This window comes from Williamsia sp. MIQD14 (assembly GCF_051025635.1).
Taxonomy (GTDB): domain Bacteria; phylum Actinomycetota; class Actinomycetes; order Mycobacteriales; family Mycobacteriaceae; genus Williamsia_A.
In genome coordinates, this window is the sequence record NZ_JBPFDG010000002.1 from 1 (window position 1) to 20,118 (window position 20,118).

The 20,118-nt window shown below is 68.3% G+C and carries 20 protein-coding genes; 2 read left to right on the forward strand and 18 right to left on the reverse strand.

The window, feature by feature from the left end; translation table 11 throughout:
* Positions 1–416: 416 nt before the first annotated feature.
* Entirely contained in the window at positions 417–1,676 is a 1,260-nt protein-coding gene (gene murA / locus ACQ7HM_RS07545; protein WP_434215659.1) for a UDP-N-acetylglucosamine 1-carboxyvinyltransferase, read from the reverse strand.
* 74 nt (positions 1,677–1,750) lie between these two features.
* Here murA and ACQ7HM_RS07550 point away from each other — a divergent pair, with 74 nt between their 5' ends.
* A complete protein-coding gene (locus ACQ7HM_RS07550; RefSeq protein ID WP_434215660.1) occupies positions 1,751–2,344 on the forward strand; it encodes a cob(I)yrinic acid a,c-diamide adenosyltransferase in 594 nt (197 codons plus the stop codon).
* Positions 2,345–2,348: 4 nt separating this feature from the next.
* On the opposite strand, the gene ACQ7HM_RS07555 is transcribed toward ACQ7HM_RS07550, so the two are convergent.
* The 15 genes from ACQ7HM_RS07555 to rpmE all read right to left on the reverse strand — a co-directional run bounded on the left by ACQ7HM_RS07555 (position 2,349) and on the right by rpmE (position 15,698).
* Positions 2,349–2,780 (reverse strand): DUF2550 domain-containing protein, encoded by a 432-nt coding sequence (locus ACQ7HM_RS07555; RefSeq protein ID WP_434216378.1) that lies wholly within the window; start codon positions 2,778–2,780, stop codon positions 2,349–2,351.
* Positions 2,781–2,967: 187 nt separating this feature from the next.
* Positions 2,968–3,354: a F0F1 ATP synthase subunit epsilon gene (locus ACQ7HM_RS07560; protein ID WP_434215661.1), complete on the reverse strand. Its 387-nt coding sequence runs from the start codon at positions 3,352–3,354 to the stop codon at positions 2,968–2,970.
* A 9-nt stretch (positions 3,355–3,363) separates the two neighbouring features.
* Entirely contained in the window at positions 3,364–4,815 is a 1,452-nt protein-coding gene (gene atpD, locus ACQ7HM_RS07565) for a F0F1 ATP synthase subunit beta (protein ID WP_434215662.1), read from the reverse strand.
* Positions 4,816–4,903: 88 nt separating this feature from the next.
* On the reverse strand, positions 4,904–5,848 hold the full coding sequence (locus ACQ7HM_RS07570) for a F0F1 ATP synthase subunit gamma (protein ID WP_434215663.1): 945 nt from the start codon (positions 5,846–5,848) through the stop codon (positions 4,904–4,906).
* Positions 5,849–5,902: 54 nt separating this feature from the next.
* Positions 5,903–7,534: a F0F1 ATP synthase subunit alpha gene (gene atpA, locus ACQ7HM_RS07575; protein WP_434215664.1), complete on the reverse strand. Its 1,632-nt coding sequence runs from the start codon at positions 7,532–7,534 to the stop codon at positions 5,903–5,905.
* A 60-nt stretch (positions 7,535–7,594) separates the two neighbouring features.
* Positions 7,595–8,950: a F0F1 ATP synthase subunit B/delta gene (locus ACQ7HM_RS07580; protein ID WP_434215665.1), complete on the reverse strand. Its 1,356-nt coding sequence runs from the start codon at positions 8,948–8,950 to the stop codon at positions 7,595–7,597.
* Positions 8,951–8,952: 2 nt separating this feature from the next.
* Entirely contained in the window at positions 8,953–9,450 is a 498-nt protein-coding gene (locus tag ACQ7HM_RS07585; protein ID WP_434215666.1) for a F0F1 ATP synthase subunit B, read from the reverse strand.
* Between the two features lie 38 nt (positions 9,451–9,488).
* Positions 9,489–9,740: a F0F1 ATP synthase subunit C gene (locus ACQ7HM_RS07590; RefSeq protein ID WP_045822205.1), complete on the reverse strand. Its 252-nt coding sequence runs from the start codon at positions 9,738–9,740 to the stop codon at positions 9,489–9,491.
* Between the two features lie 204 nt (positions 9,741–9,944).
* Positions 9,945–10,727 (reverse strand): F0F1 ATP synthase subunit A, encoded by a 783-nt coding sequence (atpB, locus tag ACQ7HM_RS07595; protein ID WP_434215667.1) that lies wholly within the window; start codon positions 10,725–10,727, stop codon positions 9,945–9,947.
* Positions 10,724–11,140: an ATP synthase subunit I gene (locus tag ACQ7HM_RS07600; protein WP_434215668.1), complete on the reverse strand. Its 417-nt coding sequence runs from the start codon at positions 11,138–11,140 to the stop codon at positions 10,724–10,726. Before ACQ7HM_RS07600 ends, atpB begins: the two co-directional genes overlap by 4 nt.
* A 268-nt stretch (positions 11,141–11,408) precedes the next feature.
* Entirely contained in the window at positions 11,409–12,560 is a 1,152-nt protein-coding gene (locus ACQ7HM_RS07605) for a glycosyltransferase family 4 protein (protein ID WP_434216379.1), read from the reverse strand.
* A gap of 134 nt (positions 12,561–12,694) precedes the next feature.
* Positions 12,695–13,348 carry an L-threonylcarbamoyladenylate synthase gene (locus tag ACQ7HM_RS07610; RefSeq protein ID WP_434215669.1) on the reverse strand — a complete coding sequence of 218 codons (654 nt, stop codon included), beginning with the start codon at positions 13,346–13,348 and terminating at the stop codon, positions 12,695–12,697.
* A 4-nt stretch (positions 13,349–13,352) separates the two neighbouring features.
* Positions 13,353–14,285 (reverse strand): peptide chain release factor N(5)-glutamine methyltransferase, encoded by a 933-nt coding sequence (prmC, locus tag ACQ7HM_RS07615; RefSeq protein ID WP_434215670.1) that lies wholly within the window; start codon positions 14,283–14,285, stop codon positions 13,353–13,355.
* Positions 14,282–15,361: a peptide chain release factor 1 gene (gene prfA, locus ACQ7HM_RS07620; RefSeq protein WP_434215671.1), complete on the reverse strand. Its 1,080-nt coding sequence runs from the start codon at positions 15,359–15,361 to the stop codon at positions 14,282–14,284. The genes prmC and prfA overlap by 4 nt, the downstream gene beginning before the upstream one ends.
* 88 nt (positions 15,362–15,449) lie before the next feature.
* On the reverse strand, positions 15,450–15,698 hold the full coding sequence (rpmE, locus tag ACQ7HM_RS07625) for a 50S ribosomal protein L31 (RefSeq protein ID WP_055791084.1): 249 nt from the start codon (positions 15,696–15,698) through the stop codon (positions 15,450–15,452).
* Between the two features lie 274 nt (positions 15,699–15,972).
* Here rpmE and ACQ7HM_RS07630 point away from each other — a divergent pair, with 274 nt between their 5' ends.
* Entirely contained in the window at positions 15,973–16,686 is a 714-nt protein-coding gene (locus ACQ7HM_RS07630; RefSeq protein ID WP_434215672.1) for a DUF3105 domain-containing protein, read from the forward strand.
* Between the two features lie 33 nt (positions 16,687–16,719).
* Here ACQ7HM_RS07630 and rho read toward each other — a convergent pair whose 3' ends face one another.
* Positions 16,720–18,852 (reverse strand): transcription termination factor Rho, encoded by a 2,133-nt coding sequence (gene rho, locus ACQ7HM_RS07635; RefSeq protein ID WP_434215673.1) that lies wholly within the window; start codon positions 18,850–18,852, stop codon positions 16,720–16,722.
* Positions 18,853–19,194: 342 nt separating this feature from the next.
* Positions 19,195–20,118: a homoserine kinase gene (gene thrB, locus ACQ7HM_RS07640; RefSeq protein ID WP_434215674.1), complete on the reverse strand. Its 924-nt coding sequence runs from the start codon at positions 20,116–20,118 to the stop codon at positions 19,195–19,197.

The following is a 20,118-nucleotide window of genomic DNA, read 5'->3' on the forward strand; positions in this document are numbered from 1 at the left end:
TCGTCAGGACCTCGTCGAGGCCGTCCGTTCGTGGACTTGTTCAGATGTTGTCGCTCCGTCTCCGGGGCAACTTTTCCAGCCTAGCAGAGGTTCTCGGTGACGCCAACCCGGTCTTCGGGAGGCCATCTGGACTCTGCCCACCGCAGTCACGATCGCCGCTGACGCGGTGTTCGGTGAACTGTAATGGTCTGCGCTGAAGCCCGGTTTCCTTCTACCCGGTGATCTCTCTCCGGGGCGGCGCCGTGGCGCGCTGACTTGGAAGAAGTTACGCGGATGGCGGCTGCGGCGTCAAATCGTGTGGTGCGGGGCGTGTCGCACCCCGCGTGACCTGGTGCGTTCCTGGTACGACCGCGCCGTTTTCGGTCGAATTCGACTGTTGGACAGCCAAACTGAGACCCACGCCACACGAATGGTGCTCAGGAGCCCGTGACCCGCTCGATCTCGGCGCCCAGACCACGCAGCTTGTCGATGAACTCCGGGTACCCCCGGTCGATGTGGAAGACGTCGTGGACCTCGGTGACGCCGTCGGCGACCAGCCCCGCCAACACCAGTCCGGCGCCGGCCCGGATGTCGGAGCACCACACCGGAGCGCTCGACAGCTGCTCGATCCCCCGGATCACCGCGTGGTGACCATCGGTTCGCGCGTCGGCGCCGAGACGGATCATCTCCTCCACGAAGCGGAACCGGGCCTCGAAGACGTTCTCGGTGATCACCGACATCCCGTCGGCGACCGCTGCGAGGCCGATCGCCATCGGTTGCAGGTCGGTCGGGAACCCCGGGAACGGGAGCGTCGAGAAGTTCACCGCGGTCGGTCGATCGTGCTGACGCACACGGAACCCGTTGTCGAACCGGTCGACCTGCGCGCCGGCGTCCCCGAGTTTGTGCAGGACGAGTTGCAGATGCGCAGGGTTCACACCGGTGACGGTGATGTCCCCCCGCGTCATGGCCGCGGCGACCCCCCAGGTGGCGGCGACGATCCGGTCCCCCACCACCGAGTGTGTGGTCGGTGTCAGCGTCGCGACGCCCCGAACCGTGAGGGTGGAGGTGCCGGCCCCCGCGATGTCGGCACCCATCTGGGTCAACATCTCGCAGAGGTCGACGATCTCGGGTTCCCGCGCAGCGTTGTCGATGGTCGTCACGCCGTCGGCCAGCACCGCCGCCATGAGGATGTTCTCGGTGGCACCGACCGAGGGGAACTCGAGCGCGACGGCCGCCCCTTTGAGCCGGTCGGCCTCGGCCACGACACAGCCGTGCTCGATGGTGCTGTGCGCGCCGAGCGCACGCAGGCCCGCCTGATGCATATCGAGCGGTCGCGAGCCGATGGCGTCACCGCCCGGCAGCGCCACCACCGCACGATGACACCGGGCGAGCAGTGGGCCCAGGACACAGACCGAAGCCCGGAACTGTTTCACGGCGTCGAAATCGGCGTGGAAACTGGGCTGAGCGGGCGTGTCGATGTGGACCACCTCGCCGTCGAGAACCACCGTCGCACCCAGTCCGCGCAGGACGTCCGCCATCAACGGGACGTCGGCGATCAACGGGCAGTTGGTGATGGTCGTCCGCCCCTCGGCGAGCAAGGCAGCGGCCATCAGCTTCAGGACACTGTTCTTGGCTCCCACCACCGACACCTCACCCTGTAGGCGGGCACCTCCGGTGACGAGAAAGCGATCATTCACCCCCTGAGCCTATCGACCCCCCACCCACGGTCGACCCCGGGAGCGCCACCGGCGCAGACGGTAGGTTGACCTCCATGGCCGTTCACCTGACCAAGATCTACACGCGCACCGGCGATGACGGCACGACCGGTCTCAGCGACTTCTCCCGCGTCAGCAAGACCGATACGCGCGTCGTCGCCTACGCCGACTGCGACGAGGCCAACGCTGCGATCGGGACCGCGGTCGCACTCGGTGCACCCGACGACCATGTCCGGGCGGTCCTTCTCACCATCCAGAACGATCTCTTCGACGCCGGCGCGGACCTCGCGACCCCCGTCGTCGCCGATCCGGAGTACCCGCCGCTGCGTGTGCAGCAGTCCTATGTCGATGCGCTCGAAATGTGGTGCGACGAGTTCGCCGACGGACAGCCGCCGCTGGACTCGTTCATCCTCCCCGGCGGCACCGCACTGAGCGCACTCCTCCACCAGGCGCGGACGGTGGTACGCCGTGCAGAGCGATCGGCATGGGCGGCGATGGCGGCGCACCCCGACGACATGTCGGCGCTGCCGGCGCGATACCTCAACCGCCTGTCGGACCTGCTGTTCATCCTGTCGCGCGCGGTCAACACCGACGGCGACGTGCTGTGGACCCCGGGTGGGGAACGTCAGCGTCCGACGCGCACGGACTGATCGATCAGGCCGAACGGCGACGCTGCGACCGCACCGACGGCCGCGATTCGACCCACGACTGGAATGCGGTGACGGCCCCCGGGGCCATGGCGAGTTCGTAATCGGCGCCGTCCGCACCGATCTCGACGATCGTCATCGCGTCGATCACGTCGATCTCGGTGCCCTCGGGGCGCCGCCGGCCCCGGGTCTCGATCGATTGGCGCGCGATGATCTCGCTCGGTCCGGTGCGCAGACTGCTCAGGCGGTAGAAGTACATGGTGTTGTCGTCGTAGCGCACGATGCCGTGCCGCCATCCCTGGTCGGGACCGGCGGGGAGGGCGCGCAGCAGCACCGCGGTTCCGCTGTTGCGCAATCGATTCACCCGCGATCCCACGACCACGGCCATCACGGCGACGAGGACGGCGAGCGCGACCGCGACGATCACCACGACCGTCATCGTGTTCATCGCCGCCTCCTGTCCGAACCCCACCGTGGGCGGGGCGTCGTGTCCTCGCCGGTGCGTGGTGCGCCGGATACAGCGATCCCCGCAAACACGAAGTGTTTGCGGGGATCGGCACCGTATCGGCGCTGACCTCCCCAGGATGCCACGGCGATGACGCCGTGGGCACCTGGCGAGGTGGAGATCACTTCTCCTGGTTCAACTGTTCCACCGCTCGGATCCGAGACAGCGCACGCTCGTGCTCCTCGGTGCCCTCCTCCGAGGACTCGAGGTCCTGGCGCGCGGCGTCCACGTCGATGTCACGAGCCCACTCCGCCGACTCCGCGAGCACGGTGACCGTCTCGCCGGTGACCGAGAGGAAACCCCCCTGCACCGCTGCGACGCGACGTTTGCCGTCGGACTGCTCGATCATCACGAACCCGCCGGGGATCAGCTGTCCCAGGAGCGGCTCGTGATGGTTGAGGATGCCGAGTTCGCCCTCGGTGGTCTGGGCGATCACGAAGGTGGCCTCGCCCGAGTACAACCGTTCCTCGACGGAGACGACCTCGACCGGAAAGCCTGTGTCAGCCATGGGCGTCGATCACTTCCCCGAGATCTTCTGGGCCGCGGCCTCCACGTCGTCGAGACCACCGCAGCTGTTGAACGCCTGCTCGGGCAGATGGTCGAACTCGCCCTTGCAGACCCGGTCGAACGCCTCGATGGTGTCCGACAGGGGCACGACCGAACCCTTTTGACCGGTGAACTTCTCGGCGACGATGAAGTTCTGGCCGAGGAACTTCTGCAGACGACGGGCGCGCTGCACCGTCACCTTGTCCTCCTCGGAGAGCTCGTCCATACCGAGGATGGCGATGATGTCCTGCAGTTCCTTGTACTTCTGCAGGATCCGCTTGACCTCGTTGGCGACACGGAAGTGCTCGTCGCCGACGATCGAGGCCTCGAGGATGCGCGAGGTCGAGGTCAGCGGGTCGACGGCCGGGTAGATACCGAGCTGCGAGATGGGTCGCGACAGCTCGGTGGTGGCGTCGAGGTGCGCGAACGTCGTCGCGGGCGCCGGGTCGGTGTAGTCGTCGGCGGGGACGTAGATCGCCTGCAGCGAGGTGATCGAGTTGCCTCGCGTCGAGGTGATGCGCTCCTGGAGCTCACCCATCTCGTCGGCCAGGGTCGGCTGGTAACCGACCGCGGACGGCATACGACCGAGCAGCGTGGAGACCTCGGAACCGGCCTGCGTGAAGCGGAAGATGTTGTCGATGAAGAGCAACACGTCCTGGTGCTTCTCGTCGCGGAAGTACTCGGCCATGGTGAGGGCCGACAGCGCGACGCGCATACGCGTGCCCGGCGGCTCGTCCATCTGACCGAACACCAACGCGGTGTCCTGCAGGACGCCCATCTCCTCCATCTCGAGGTGGAGGTCGGTGCCCTCACGGGTGCGCTCACCGACGCCGGCGAACACCGAGGTACCGGAGAACTCGCGGGCGATACGGGTGATCATCTCCTGGATCAGAACGGTCTTGCCGACACCGGCACCACCGAACAGACCGATCTTGCCGCCCTTGACGTACGGGGTGAGCAGGTCGATGACCTTGATGCCGGTCTCGAGGATCTCGGTCTTGCCCTCGAGCTGGTCGAACGCCGGCGGCTTGCGGTGGATGCTCCACAGCTCGCCGTCCTGGCCGGTGCCGGGGGCGTCGAGGCAGTCGCCGAGGGCGTTGAAGACGTGACCCTTGACGACGTCGCCGACGGGGACCGAGATCGAACGACCGGTGTCGCTCACCTCGGTCCCGCGGGTCAGGCCGTCGGTGGGCTGCATCGAGACGGTGCGCACGAGGTTGTCACCGAGGTGCTGCGCGACCTCGAGGGTCAGCGTCTTGGCGACGGACTTCAGTGCGATCTTCGCGTGGAGGGCGTTGAACAGTTCCGGAACCGACCCGCGCGGGAACTCCACGTCGACGACGGGGCCGATGACGCGGACTACACGCCCCGCCGACTCGGTCGCCGAGGAGCCGCTGGGGGCTTCGGTTGTTGCTGTGCTCATGGTGGTCACTTCCTGGCTTCGGGGGCCGTTACGTCGTTGTCGTGTGGTCGTGGCCCCGACGAGCGATGCTCGCGCGCGGGCCGTTGCGTCATTTCGCGAGTGCGCTGGCTCCGCCGACGATCTCGCTGATCTCCTGGGTGATCTGTGCCTGGCGGAGCTGGTTGGCCTGCCGCGACAGATCGGTGATCAGCTCGTCGGCGTTGTCGGTCGCCGCCTTCATGGCGGTCCGCCGCGCAGCCGACTCCGAGGCCGCGGCCTCCAGCAACGCCGCGTAGACACGCGTCGCGATGTACTTCGGCAGCAGGGCCGAGAGCAGTGTCTCCGCGCCCGGCTCGAACGAGTAGTTGCGATCGGGGTTCTCGTCGCCGTCGTCGCCGGAGTCACCCTCGTCGTCGCTCGACACCACCAACGGCGCCATGCGACGGACCTCGGGCACCTGACTCAGCATCGACGCGAAACGCGTGTAGACGATGTGCAGTTCGTCGACACCCTCGGTCGACGGCAGATCCTCGTCGCCGTCGGCCTCAACCTGTTCACCCGAGCCGGCGACGAACAGGTCGACCAGCCGGTCGGTGGCCGTCTTGGCGTCGGAGTACCGCGGCTGCTGACTGAAGCCCGTCCACGAACCGGCCACCTCGATGTCGCGGAAGGTGAAGTACAGCAGCCCCTTCCGTCCCATCACGAAGATGATCGGCTCTTTGCCCTCGTCGCGCAGCAGGGAGAGCAGCTCACGGGTCTCGCGCAGCACGTTGGAGTTGTAGCCACCACACTGGCCGCTGTCGCTGGTGACCACCAGCACGGCGGCCCGCTTGGGCTCGGGACGCTCGACGAGCAACGGATGGTCCAGCGTGCTCGACTTGCTCGCGAGCTCGGTCAGGACCGTCGTCATCTCCTCGGCGTAGGGCTTCGACGCGGTCACCCTGGCCTGGGCCTTGGTGATCCGCGACGTCGCGATCAGCTCCTGCGCCTTGGTGATCTTGCGCGTCGACTGCACCGACCTGATGCGTGAGCGCAGTTCACGGATGCTTGCCATCGGCTGCCTCACACCCCTTTCGGATTGGTCGTACGGACATGGTTGGTCACCGGTCTACTTCTTCTTGAGCTTGATCTCTTCGTTGGTGACCTCGTCGGGATCCAGCGAGCCGGACTCCTCCTCGTTCACCACACGCGAACCGTCGCTCGTCAGGTAGCCCTGCTTGAACTTGTTGACCTCGGTGACCAGCGCCTCGGCCTGGTCGTCGGCCAGGGCCTTGCCGCCGGCGATCGACTCGTAGACACCCGACGCGGCGTGGTGCAGATGGCTGACCAGCTCGCCCTCGAAGCGCTTCACGTCGTCGACGGGCACCGAGTCGAAGTGACCCTCGCCGGCGAGGTAGATCGTGATGATCTGGTCTTCGACCGACACCGGGCTGTACTGGTTCTGCTTGAGCAGCTCGACCCAGCGGGCACCGCGCTCGAGCTGCGCCTTCGACGCGTCGTCGAGGTCGGAGGCGAAGGCCGAGAAGGCCTCCAGCTCACGGAACTGCGCGAGCTCCAGACGCAGCGAACCACTGACCTTCTTGAGGCCCTTGGTCTGCGCGGCGCCACCGACACGCGACACCGAGGTGCCGACGTTGATGGCCGGGCGCACGCCCTTGTTGAACAGGTCGGACTCGAGGAAGACCTGACCGTCGGTGATCGAGATGACGTTGGTCGGGATGAACGCCGAGACGTCGTTGGCCTTGGTCTCGATGATCGGCAGACCGGTCATCGAACCGCCGCCGAGCTCGTCGGACAGCTTGGCGCACCGTTCGAGCAGACGCGAGTGGAGGTAGAAGACGTCGCCGGGGTAGGCCTCGCGGCCCGGCGGGCGACGCAGCAGCAGCGAGATGGCGCGGTAGGCCTCGGCCTGCTTGGTGAGGTCGTCGAACACGATGAGGACATGCTTGCCCTCGTACATCCAGTGCTGGCCGATTGCCGAGCCGGTGTAGGGCGCGAGCCACTTGAAGCCGGCCGAGTCCGAGGCGGGAGCGGCGACGATGGTCGTGTACTCCAGCGACCCGGCGTCCTCGAGCGCCTTCTTGACGCCGGCGATCGTGGAGCCCTTCTGACCGATGGCGACGTAGATGCAGCGCACCTGCTTGGCGGGGTCGCCGGTCTCCCAGTTCGCCTTCTGGTTGAGGATCGCGTCGATGCAGACCGCGGTCTTGCCGGTCTTGCGGTCGCCGATGATGAGCTGACGCTGACCGCGGCCGATGGCGGTCATGGCGTCGATGGCCGTGATGCCCGTCGCGAGGGACTCCTCGACCGGCTGGCGCTCGAGCACGCTGGCCGCCTGGAGTTCGAGCACGCGGTCCTCGGCGGACTCGATCTCGCCCTGGCCGTCGATGGGCTGGCCGAGCGGGTTCACCACGCGGCCGAGGAACTTGTCGCCGACCGGGACCGAGAGCACGTCGCCGGTGCGCGAGACCTGCTGGCCTTCCTCGATCGACTCGTAGTCACCGAGGATGACCACGCCGATCTCGTCCTCGTCGAGGTTCAGCGCGACGCCGAGGACGCCGCCGGGGAACTCGAGGAGCTCGTTGGCCATCGCGCCGGGCAGGCCACTGACGTGCGCGATGCCGTCGGAGGTGTCGGTCACGATGCCGACCTCCTCGCGGGATGCCTCTGCTGTGAACGACGAGACGTACTGCTCGATAGCGCCCTTGATCTCGTCAGATGAGATCGTCAACTCCGCCATGGGTTTTCGTCTTCCTTGCGTAGGGGTGTGATCTGTGGTGGGTGGGTCGCCGGTCGGCGACTACGTGGGCAGCTCGTCGGCCGCACGGGCCAGACGGGTTGCGATGTCGGCGTCGATGACCTCGTCGCCGATGGCGATCCGCAGTCCACCGAGCAGGTCGGGGTCGACCTCCACCTGGGTGGAGATCTCGCGGTCGTAGATCCGGCCGAGGACGGTGGTCAGCTTGTCGCGCTGGTCGTCGGACAGCTCGGTGGCCGCGACGACGTGCGCCACCGACTCACCCCGCCGCGCGGCGGCCAACTCGGCCAGGTCCGACACCGCCGACGCGGCCGACTGACCACGGAGCAGGCGCACCGTCTGCGTGATGAGGGCGGCCGTGGTGTCGTTCGCCTTGCCGGCCAACACGGTGTCGAGCAGTCCCAGACGTCCCTCGATGGGTGCGTTGACATCGGACAGCAGCGCGCTCAGCTTGGGCTCGGCCACCAGCAGTCGGCCGAAGCGGAACAGCTCGTCCTCGACGTCGTCGATCGAGTTCGCCTTCTCGGCCACGATGAGCAGCGCATACCGCGCCAGACGCTCGATCGCGAAGGTGAAGTCGCTCGTCGCCGACCAGCGGCCGGTCACCGCGCTGCGCAGCAGCGCCTGCGTGTCCTCACCCGAGGTGGCGAAGATGCGGTCGGAGAGTGCGGTTTTCGACTCGGTGTCGTCCGACGGCTCGGCGAGATGCTTGCGCAGGACCGGCTCGCGGCCCAACAGGTCGACGACGTCGGCGAGTTCCCCAGCGAGACGGGTGAGGCCGTCGGCGTCGAGTGACCCGGTGCGGTTGTCGAACTCCTCGCTGAGTGCGCGGACCGAATCACGGCTCGCCGCCCGCATCGAGTGGAGTCCGACCAGATCCGAGGGTGCGGAGATGCGTGAGGACGCGGCGCCGTCGTTCGAACCGGCCATGTCCTCGAGCTCGGAGATCACGCGATCGATCGACTCCTGTTGCGCGGAGACGTCGCCGAGGTGCCGGCGGACGATCTGCCCTGCGAGTTCGACCGAGGCCAGACCCAGATCGCCGCGCAGCTGCCGGACCAGGCTGGCCCGGTTGAGCGCGACCTGTGTCTTGCCGTGTTCGGTGATCCGCTTGACCTCGGCGTCGGCCTGCGCGGCCATCTCCTCGGCGATGGCCTGGGCGTCGCCGCGGGCCTCCTCGCGGATCTGGCTGGCCGAGGCGCGAGCCTCTTCCACCGCGTTCGCGTGGGCTTCCTTCGCCTCGACCAGACGCTTCTTCGCCTCCTCGCTCTCGGAGAGCTGGGTGGCGATGGTGTCCTGCTGCTTCTTCATAGCCGCCCGTACCGGCGGCGCGATGTAACGCACCAGCACGAACACGATGACGACGAATCCGACGAGCTGTCCGATGAAGATTCCCATGGTCAGCTCACCGTCCCGCTGGTCGTCGACTTGTCGAAGGCCGCGGCGTCGGCGGAGACCTCGAACCCGAGGACCCGGCTCGCGAGCTCCGACGAGAGGCGGCCGACGTCCTCGCGGGCCGCGGTGGCGGCCTGCTCGCCCTGCGCCCGCAGCTGGGTGGTCGCCTCGGCGAGCACCCCGTCGGACTCGGCGGTGGCGCGTGTGCGCATCTGCTCGAGTGTCTCGCGACCCTTGGCCCGGGCCTCGTCACGGATACCGGTGGCCTCGCCGCGAGCCGACTTCATCGCCTCGCGGTACTCCGCTTCGGCGTTCTCGAACTCCTCGGTGGCAGTCCGGTTGTCGTGCCCGGTCTGTGTGACCGTCTCCTCCCGCTCCTCGAGCACCGCCTTGATCGGCGGGACGACGAACTTGCCGATCACGGCCAGCACGATGAGGAAGATGATCAGCACGACGAAGAACGTGCCGTTCGGTATGAGGAAGTTCTGTGCGGCGAGCGCCATGGTGTCTACCTGATTCCGTGTCTACCCGGGCCCCGTGGTCAGGAAGCCGAGATCGGCGTGGCGAAGACGAACAACGCCATGAATGCCAGGTTGATGAAGTACGCGGCCTCGACGAGGCCGACGGTGATGAAGAAGGGCGTGAACAGGCGGCTCTGGGCCTCCGGCTGACGGGCGATTCCCGCGATCAGCTGAGCACCGGCCAGGCCGTCGCCGATGCCGGCGCCGATGGCACCGCCGCCGAGGATCAGGCCGCCGCCGATCAGTGCGCCCATTCCAATCGTTGGATCCATGTGACTTTCCCTTTCGCTGTACTGGCACTCACGATGCCAGTTCTGGTGCCGGCCGATGCGGTCATCAGCCAGGTCTGGCGATCGACGTGGTGTCGACCGTTTCCATTTCGTGGCCGTGGGGTCCGGCCTCGTGATCGAGGCCGGCCTCTCGGCGGTCCGGTCCGGTCCGGCGGGTGCCGAACGGAGATCTGGTGCGCGGTGGGGCTAGTGCGCGTCCTCGGACTCCATCGACTGACTGAAGTAGAGGATGGTCAGCAGGGCGAAGATGAACGCCTGGATGAGTCCGACGAAGAGGTCGAACAGCTTCCAGATCGAGTTCGGCGCCCACATGATGTACGGCGGGAACAGCGTGATCAGCGAGACCATGATGCCACCGGCGAAGATGTTGCCGAAGAGTCGCAGCGACAGCGACACGGGCTTCGCGATCTCCTCGATGATGTTGATCGGTGCGAGCCCGATCACGTGGCCGCGCACCAGCTTTGCCGGGTATCCGAGCGGACCGCGCTTGCGGAATCCCGCGGCGTGGTACCAGACGAACACGGTCAGGGCGAGGGCGTAGACGTAGTTGATGTCCGACGCCGGGGGCTTGAGCCACTCACCGGCGACACCCTCGGAGTTGCCGTACTGCGACGGGATCACCGACAACCAGTTGGAGATCAGGATGAAGGTGAACAAACCGACCGCGAGCGGGAGCACGAACGGCGCCACGCGCATGCCGATGGAGCTCTCCACCTGCCCGCGCATCTGGTTGGTGACGGCCTCGAAGAACAGCTGCACACCGTTGGGGACGCCACGCGAGGTGACCTTCGCCCGCAGGATGAACGCCAGGCCGATCAGGATGATCGCGGCGACGGCGGTGCCGATGATGGTGTCGATGTTGAACGACATCCCGAAGAAGTCACGGACGATGTGATGTCCGACCTCGATCTTGGAGTCGGACTCGGCCCCGGATTCGGCCTCTGCGGCCCATGTGGATACGGAGGTCATGACTGCTTGCGGAGTCCTTTCATGACGGGGATCACCGTGGAGAGGACCACGATCACCTGACACAGCGCCAGCCCGAACATCACGCCGAGTCCCTCGGGCCGGAAGATGAACGCCACCGCGAGTGCGGCGACGGTGATGATGCCGAGACGCACCGCCGTGTTGAGCACGACGGGCTTCTTACGCGGGTTCTCGTCGTCGGCGGTGGCGGCACCGACCGACGCCTGGACCATCTTGGCGTTGAGGAGGGAGAGCACCATGCCGACGGCGAACCAGACGCCGAAGAACACGTGTCCGACCACCGCGCTGATGACGAGGACCACCGTGGCCGCGACGCCGGCGATGATCGCCGGGCGCGCCAGACTGAGCGGGATCTCGGGATAGAACTGTGTCGACTCGGGGGCTGACATCGTCATCTGCCTCTCCTCGGGTCGGGAGCGCGCGGTGCTCGTCGTCGAGCGCCGCGGTCATGCGGGCGGGTGGCCTCACGGTCGGTCGTCCACTGCCCGTTGCCAGAGCACTGTCCATCGAGCGTGCGTTCCGCGAAGAGTAAAGCGGACGTAAGCTCACCGGTTGCTGTGACCATATCAACCTGATGTCGGGGGTGTGACGTGGGGTGGGGCTCGGTGACGCCGTCCCCGATTGCGGTCGACTGTCCTACTACGCGCCATAGTACTACACGGTCTAATATGTCCGGTTCACCACGTCCGGTACGGGTGTCGCGGGGTGTTCGACACGGCGATCCACCGCGCGCCGGCGCAACCGCGGGACGATGGTGGCGATCATCGCCAGGACCAGCCCGGCGGCCAGAGCGGGAGCGACGACGGTCACCGGGAACACCGTGCTGGCGGCCACGCTGAACGCGAGCACCGCGACCCACAGATAGATGACGAGCACCACCCGTCGCTGCGAATGCCCGAGTTCCAGCAGGCGATGGTGTAGGTGCATCTTGTCGGGCGTGTAGAAGCCGACGCCCGCCCGGGTGCGTCGGATGACGGCCAGGAGCATGTCGAGCATCGGGATGAACATGACCGCGGCCACGAGGATCAGCGGCGAGAGCAGCGAGAACAGATCGGCCGGGCCGTAGGCGTTGACCGCGATGCGACCCGAGGCGCTCGTGGACGCCGTGGCGAGCATGAGCCCGATGAGCATGGATCCGGAGTCGCCCATGAAGATCCGCGCGGGCTGGAAGTTGTGCGGGAGGAACCCGAGGCACGCACCGGCCAGGCTGACCGAGATCAGCGCAGGCGGGTAGTAGCTGACGTCTCCCCCTTGGTCGCGCAGCAGACCGAGCGAGAACATGAGAATGGCGAGCGCGGCGATGAAGGCCAGGCCGGCGGCGAGGCCGTCGAGGCCGTCGACGAAGTTGATCGCGTTGATGGTCGCGACCGTGATGGCGATCGTCAGCAAGCCCGACTGCAACGGGTCGAGCACGACGGTCCCGGTGTCGCCGATCGGGATCGGGACCACCGTCCAGCTCACGCCCATCAGCACCAGGACGCCGGCGGCGGTCAGCTGCCCGACGAATTTCGTCAGGGCATCGAGGCCCCACCGGTCGTCGATGATGCCCACCGCCACGATGACCAGCCCTGCCACAAGTACCGCGTTCATGTCGTCGGTGTAGGCGAAGCCGCGGGTGAGGGCCGGGAGCTGCTGGGCGAGGACGATCGCCGCGAGTACACCGAGGAGCATGCCCACCCCGCCGAGACGGGGTGTCGGGATCGCGTGGACGTCGCGTACACGGGGGACGGCGACGGCGCCGACGCGGGTGGCCACGACGCGGACGAATCCCGTCGCGAGGTAGGTGATGACGGCGGCGGTGAGCCCGACCAGCATCAACTCACGCAGAGGTACACCGGCACCGCCGGTGGACACATCTGCAGCCGCGAGAAACACGGCTCAACGGTACTGGTGCGCGCCCGTGATGTGGTCATCCGCACGCGCCCGGCGCGCGCGTGCCGCCCGTCGCGTCAGTCGAGCAGACCGGCCGTCTCGACGCCGAGCACCTCGGCGATGTCCTCGGCAGCGACCGCCCCGGTCCGCAGGATGCGCGGGGCCGAACCGGTCAGGTCGACGATCGTCGACGGTGTGGCGTGGGCGGCGGGACCGCCGTCGAGGTACACCGCGACGTCGTCGCCGAGCTGGCCACGCGCCTCCTCGGCGGTGGTGGCCGGCGGCTGCCCCGACCGGTTGGCACTCGACACCGCCATCGGACCGACCTCGCGCAGCACCTCGATCGCCACGGGGTGCAGCGGCATGCGCACCATCACCGTCCCGCTGGTGTCACCGAGATCCCACGCCAGCGACGGCGCCTGCTCGACGACGAGACTCAAACCGCCCGGCCAGAAGGCCCGCACGAGCTCCCGCATGCGGGTGCTGACCGACAGCACGAGACCGTCGATGGTGTCCCAGGAGCCGACGAGGACCGGCACCGGCATGTCGCGGCCCCGGTTCTTCGTCGCGAGGAGGGCGGTGACGGCGTCGGAATCGAAGGCGTCGCAACCCAACCCGTAGAGGGTGTCTGTCGGCATGACGACGAGCCGACCCTGCCGCACCGCACCGACGGCCGCGTGGACCCCTGCGCTGCGTGAATGGTCATCATTGCAATCGAACACCGTGCTCACGCAGTCATCCTTGCACGCTGCCGGCGGCACGACCGGCGCCGCCCGCGGTCGGCGGGCCCGGGGTCGCTTTGATCCGCCGGGCGGTCACGAACCGGGGACGACCCGACAGATCGGCGTGCGCGGTGATGTCGGTGAACGCCCCCGATGCGCGTAACACCGACACGACGGCGTCGGAGGTGGAGTCGTCGTGTTCGATGCCGCACGCTCCCCCGGCGCGCAGGATGCCTGCGATCACACCGACCATCGGCACGATCACCGACATGCCGTCCTCCCCGCCGAAGAGCGCGACGGCGGGGTCGTGATCGGCGACCTCCGGATCGAGTGCGACACCGAGCGGGACGTACGGCGGGTTGCTCACCACGACATCGGCGCGCAGGTCGCCGACGGCGTCGGGATCGACGACGTCGGCGAAACGGGTCGTCATCCGCTGCCGCACCGCCTCCGGCGCGGCATCGGCGTTGCGCTGCAACCACGTCCACGCCGCGGGGTCGTTCTCGACGGCGGTGACCGACGCGTCGGGAACCGAGGTCGCGACCGCGATGGCCAGCGCGCCACTCCCGGCACACAGGTCCACGACCGCGGGGGCGGGGGGCCGGCGGGCGCACTCGTCGACCGCCCACTCCAGAAGTGATTCGGTCTCCGGTCGCGGGACGAAGACCCCGGGGCCGACGGCGAGCTCGACAGGTCCGAACGCCGCACGACCGATGATGTGCTGCAGGGGCTCTCGCGCGGCACGGCGCGCCACCGCGGTGTCGAGATCGTCGCGCTGGTCGGACCCGATGGTGTCGAGGAGGAACAGTCTCCCCCGGTCGACTCCCAGAACATGCGCCGCCAGGAGTTCGGCGTCGACCCGCGGTGACGGGACACCCGCGGCGCGCAGGAGGTCGGTCGCGGCGCGCAGCGTCGCGCGCACGTCCGCCGGATCCGAGGCGGTCACTGCGCCTCGAGGCGCGCCTGCCTGTCGGCAGCGGTCAGGGCGTCGAGCAATGCGTCGAGATCGCCGTCGAGCACGGCGTCGAGATTGTGGGATTTGTAGCCGATGCGGTGATCGGTGATCCGGTTCTCGGGGAAGTTGTAGGTGCGGATCCGTTCGGAGCGGTCCACCGTCCGGATCTGCGCGGCGCGTCCCTCGGCGGCCTCGGCGTCGGCCTCCTCCTCGGCGAGGGCCTGCAACCGCGCCGCGAGCACCTGCATCGCGCGGGCCTTGTTCTGCAGCTGCGAACGCTCGTTCTGGCAGGTGACGACGATGTTGGTCGGCAGGTGGGTGATGCGCACGGCCGAGTCGGTCGTGTTCACGCCCTGTCCGCCCTTGCCCGAGCTGCGGTAGACGTCGATGCGGAGGTCGGTCTCGTCGATCGCGACCTGCTCGACGGCGTCGGGCTCGGGATAGGCGAGAACGCCTGCAGCGGAGGTGTGTATCCGTCCCTGACTCTCGGTGACCGGCACACGCTGCACGCGGTGGACGCCGCCCTCGAACTTCATCCGACCCCACACGCCCTCGGTCGAACCCGCGCGGGCCTTGATCGACAGGGTCGCGTCCTTGTAGCCGCCGAGATCGGACTCGGTGACGCCGAGCATCTGTGCGGCGAAGCCGTGTCGTTCACAGTATTTGAGGTACATCCGAGCGAGATCGGCAGCGAACAACGCCGACTCCTCACCGCCCTCGCCGGACTTGATCTCCAGCACCATGTCGTCGCCGTCGTGGGGGTCGCGGGGGGCGAGCAGGTCGGTCAGCGCCGCATCGAGTCGAGCGACGGTCGCCTCCAGTTCGGGGATCTCCGCGGCGAAGGAGGGATCGTCGGCGGCCAGTTCCCGCGCGGCCTCGAGATCGTCGCGCGCGATGTTCAACCGGGTGTGGGTGGTCATCACCGGGGCGAGTTCGGCGAAGCGTTTGCCGACCCGCCGCGCGGTCGCCGGGTCGTCGTGCAACGTCGGGTCCGACATCTGCGACTCGAGCCCCGAGTACTCGGCGAGCACGTCGTCGATCGCGGTACCCGCGGGCTTCTCGGTCACGATTCCACTCCGTTCTGGCGATGAGGGGTTCCAGACAGCGAAGACGCCCGCCCCGTGCGAGTGCACGGGACGGGCGTCGACGAGCGGACTACTTCGAGGCGTCGGCCTCGGTGGCCGCGGCGCCCTTGGGGCTGCGCTTGCCGTAGCGCTTCTCGAACCGGGCCACGCGGCCGCCGGTGTCGAGGATCTTCTGCTTGCCCGTGTAGAACGGGTGGCACTGGGAGCAGACCTCGACCGTGATCTGGCCGCTCTCCTTGGTGCTCCGGGTCTGGAAGGTGTTCCCGCAGCCGCAGACCACATTGGTCTCGACGTACTGGGGGTGGATGCCCTGCTTCATCTGGTGTCCCTTTCATGGTCGCCGGGTCACCGATCTCCGTGTGTGCGGGAGGCGGTGTGAACCGGAACCGGACTGTGATGATGTGCACCGGGGTGGCGCACAACCGTGACGAGTATGCCAGAACGACGCCCGCGGACCGAATCGGTGCCGCAGGGTGTCGATCGCACCCGACATGGGCTGTAACCAGCGCTCACCTGGGATAATTCCCGAGGTCGCGGACCGCACTACTGTGGTGGCCGACGGTGGGCGACTGCCGGCGACCGAGGGGAGTTCGATGACGCAGCGACGACGCGGACGCGTGCTGGGCGTGGTGATCGGCACCCTCGTGGTCGCGGTGGTGATCGGCGTCGGCGCGTTCGCGCTGACCCGGCCCGGCATCACCGACGACTCCCCCGCGTCGGCGACGGGTTTCGTGCCCACCGCCGACGACCCCGATCCGGCGACGCGTATCCCCGGCGTGGTGAAGAAGTTCTACGTGGGCGGCCACGTGGGTCCGGGCAAACGCGTCCGGTACCAGTTCTCGCCACCCATCGGCGGCCGTCACGACGCGGTGTGGGCCACCTGCACCGGGATCGTCTACCCCATCGCCATCCGCAGCGAGAACGCCGTGCACTCCATGGAACACGGCGCGGTGTGGGTGACCTACGACCCGGCCCGGGTCGACGCGGCGGGAGTCGCGGCGTTGGCGGCCCGGGTGCAGGGACGCGACCACACGCTCATGTCGCCGTACCCGACGCTGGACCGGCCGATCTCGATCCAGTCATGGGGTCACCAGCTGAAGGTCGACCGCGCCGACGACCCCCGGATCGACGAATTCATCACCGCGACACGGCAGAACAGCCAACTCGGGGTGTATCCCGAGGACCGTCGCTACGCCGGGCACCCGGAGGTCGGCGGGACGTGCGCGGCCACCGGCGTGTACGACGTCGCCGATCCGCCGCGGTTCGACACCACGCCGCTGCCGGCCGACGCCGTCCCCGACGCCTGAGGCGTCGCCGATGCGCCGATCAGCGGCGTGCGATCACTCCTGGCCGGGGGCGTTCGGGGTGTTCTTCTGCACCTGCATCAGGAACTCGATGTTGGTGGTCGTCTTCTTGAGCTGCGAGATCAGCAGGTCGATCGCCTGCTGGGAATCGAGCCCGGACAGGACGCGCCGCAGCTTGTGCACGATGGCGAACTCCTCCCGCGACATCAGCAGCTCGTCCTTGCGGGTGTTCGACGGGTTCACGTCCACCGCGGGGAACACACGGCGCTCAGCGATCTTGCGGTCGAGCTTGAGCTCGGCGTTGCCGGTGCCCTTGAACTCCTCGTAGATGACCGTGTCACCGGTCGACCCGGTCTCCACCAGCGCCGAGGCGATGATGGTGAGTGATCCGCCGTTCTCGATGTTGCGGGCCGCGCCGAGGAAACGCTTCGGCGGGTACAGCGCGGTGGAGTCGACACCACCGGACAGGATGCGGCCCGACGCCGGCGACGCGTTGTTGTAGGCGCGCCCGAGGCGGGTGATCGAGTCGAGGAGGACGACGACGTCCTTGCCGTTCTCCACCAACCGCTTGGCCCGCTCGATGGCGAGCTCGGAGACCGAGGTGTGGTCCGACGGCGGCCGGTCGAACGTCGAGGCGATGACCTCGCCCTTCACCGAGCGCTGCATGTCGGTGACCTCTTCGGGCCGTTCGTCGACCAGGACGACCATGAGGTAGCACTCGGGGTTGTTGATCGAGATCGCGTTGGCGATGTCCTGCATGATCGTCGTCTTGCCCGCCTTGGGCGGGGAGACGATGAGCGCGCGCTGGCCCTTGCCGATCGGCATGATCAGGTCGATGACGCGCGTGTCGAGCTGCTCGGGGCGCGTCTCGAGCCGCAGACGCTCGTTCGGGTAGAGCGGGGTGAGCTTGCCGAACTCGGGGCGGTTGCGTGCCGACTCCACGTCGGCACCGTTCACCGAGTCCAACCGCACCAGCGGGTTGAACTTCTGGCGCTGGTTGCTCTGCTGTTCGCCGTCGCGCGGCAGCTTCACCGCGCCGGTGAGCGCGTCGCCGCGCCGCAGGCCGTTCTTGCGCACCAGGTTCATCGACACGTAGACGTCGTTGGGCCCGGCGAGGTATCCGGAGGTCCGCACGAAGGCGTAATTGTCGAGGACGTCGAGGATGCCCGCGACCGGCTGCAACACGTCGTCGTCGTTGACCTGCGGTTCGCGCTCGTTACCGCCGCCCCCCTGGCCGTCGCGGTCACGTCCGCGACGACGCTCACGGAAACGGCGACCCCGCCGGCCCCGACCGGTGCCGTCGTCATCGTCGTCGCGTGGGCCGTTGTTGCGGTTGCCGTCACGGTTCTGGCTGCCGTCGCGATTGGTGTTGTCGCCCCGGTTGTTGTCGGAACGGTTGTTCTCGCCCCGATTGTCCCCGGAACGGTTGCCGCTGCCGTTGTCGCCCCGGTTGTTCTCGGTGCGGTTACCGTTGGCACCGCCCGACCGGTTGCCCCCGTCCGCGCGATTGGCGTTGCGTCCGCCCTCGCGGTTGCGACCGGAACCGTCCTGCTCGCCGCGGTCGGTGGCCTGGCGATCGCCGCCGGTCTCCCGGTTGGCGGTCTCACGGTCGCCTCCGTCGCGCCCGGAGCCGTCGCGGTTGCGACGACGGGTGCGATCGCCTGCGGTGTCGTTGGTCGCCGCGTCGCCGTCGGAAGCGCGATCGGTCGATGTCCCGTCCTCCTTGGCCCCGTTCTCTTTGGCGCCGTCTTCCTTCGCGGCGTCGCGTCGGGGCGCGGTGTCCCGCGTCCGGCCGTTCTTCTCGCCGGGATCGTTCGTGGTGTCGGACCCTCGCGGTGCACCGTCGATCTTCGCCGCCCCGTCCGACGCGTCCGCGTCGGTCGGTCGGTCGGCGGTCGTCGGCGCGGCCGTCGCGGTGGTCTTGGCCGCGGCGGGCCGCTCACGGGACGCGCGTGAGGAATCGCCACCCTGGCGGTCGGCGATGGCCGCGACGAGGTCTCCCTTGCGCATGCCCGAGGTGCCCTTGATGCCCAGCTCACCGGCCAGTTGGCGCAGCTCGGTGAGGACCATCGAGCTCAGCCCGCCGGAGCGGGCGGCCGTGGTCTTGGCGGGTGCGGCGGTCGCCGACGCGTCTGCCGGAGGTGTCGAGATGAGGTCCGTATCGGTCACGGATTTCCTTTCGTTCCCCCGCAGGTCTTCAGCCTGCGCCGGGGTGGCGATCATCCCCGCCGTGGCGGCGCGGATCTCGTGCCCGTCGAGAAGGACGGGGTCAAGTGTGGTGGGTCTGCCGCCGTGTCGGCGTCTGCAGATGCGCCGTCGTCGATCGAGATCCCGAGAGTGTGCCGGCGCGCCCGGTGGTCGGGCAGACACCATGTGCAGGGGTATCGGTGAAGAGGCGCAATGTGGACAGACGTCCGCAGCGAGACCTCTTCATGCTAACCACGAACCCTGCATCGGGCAATACCGGGCCCGCCGGCGCGTCGCCGTGGACAGCGACGACGTGATGTCGATTCAGCGCACGTCGACGGGACCGGCGACCCGCAGCGACCGTGCCGCGAAGCCCACCCGCGCGGCGTGTTCGACGGCGGCCGCGGGAAGCGGCTGATCGTGCAACGCGAGGACCGAGGGCCCGGCGCCGGAGACGAACGCCGCGACGCCACGTCCGCGCAGTTCGTCGACGACGTGGGTCGTGTCGGGGAGCACCGGCGCCCGATAGTGCTGGTGGAGGCGGTCTGCGGTCGCCGCGTGCAGGCACCCGGGATCGCTGGTGAGGGCCACGACGGCCAGGGCACTGCGGCTGACGTTGAACACCGCGTCGGCGCGCGGGACGGCGTCGGGGAGCAGTCCGCGGGTCAGCGACGTCGACGACTCGGTCGACGGGATGAACGCGGTGACCGCGATCGCGGGATGCACCGCGAGGGGACGGGCGTGATAGCGCGCCACGCCGTCGACGAACTCGGTCCACGACACCACCGCCGAACCGAGGACGCTCGCCGCGGCGTTGTCCGGGTGGCCCTCGAACTCGCTGGCCAGTTGGATCAGTTCATCGGACGAGAACGGTTGCCGCAGTCCGCTTTTCGCCATGAGGCCCGATGCGGCCGCGAGGCCCGAGACGACCGCGGCCGCCGAGGACCCCAGCCCTCGCGCGTGCGGGATGGCGTTGCGGCAGACGATCTCGAGTCCGGTCGAGCCGACCCCGCCGGCGTCCAGCCCACGCAGGAGCGCGCGGACCACCAGGTGGGTGTCGTCGAGCGGGACGGCACCGTCGCCCTCTCCGTCGACGCTGACCCGCACACCCGACGCGATGGTGGTGACGGTCAGATCGTCATAGATGTCGAGCGCGAGACCCAGGCAATCGAATCCCGCCCCGAGGTTGGCCGACGACGCCGGAACCCGCACCGAACACGAGATACCAAGCGGCAGAGGCTGATTCAT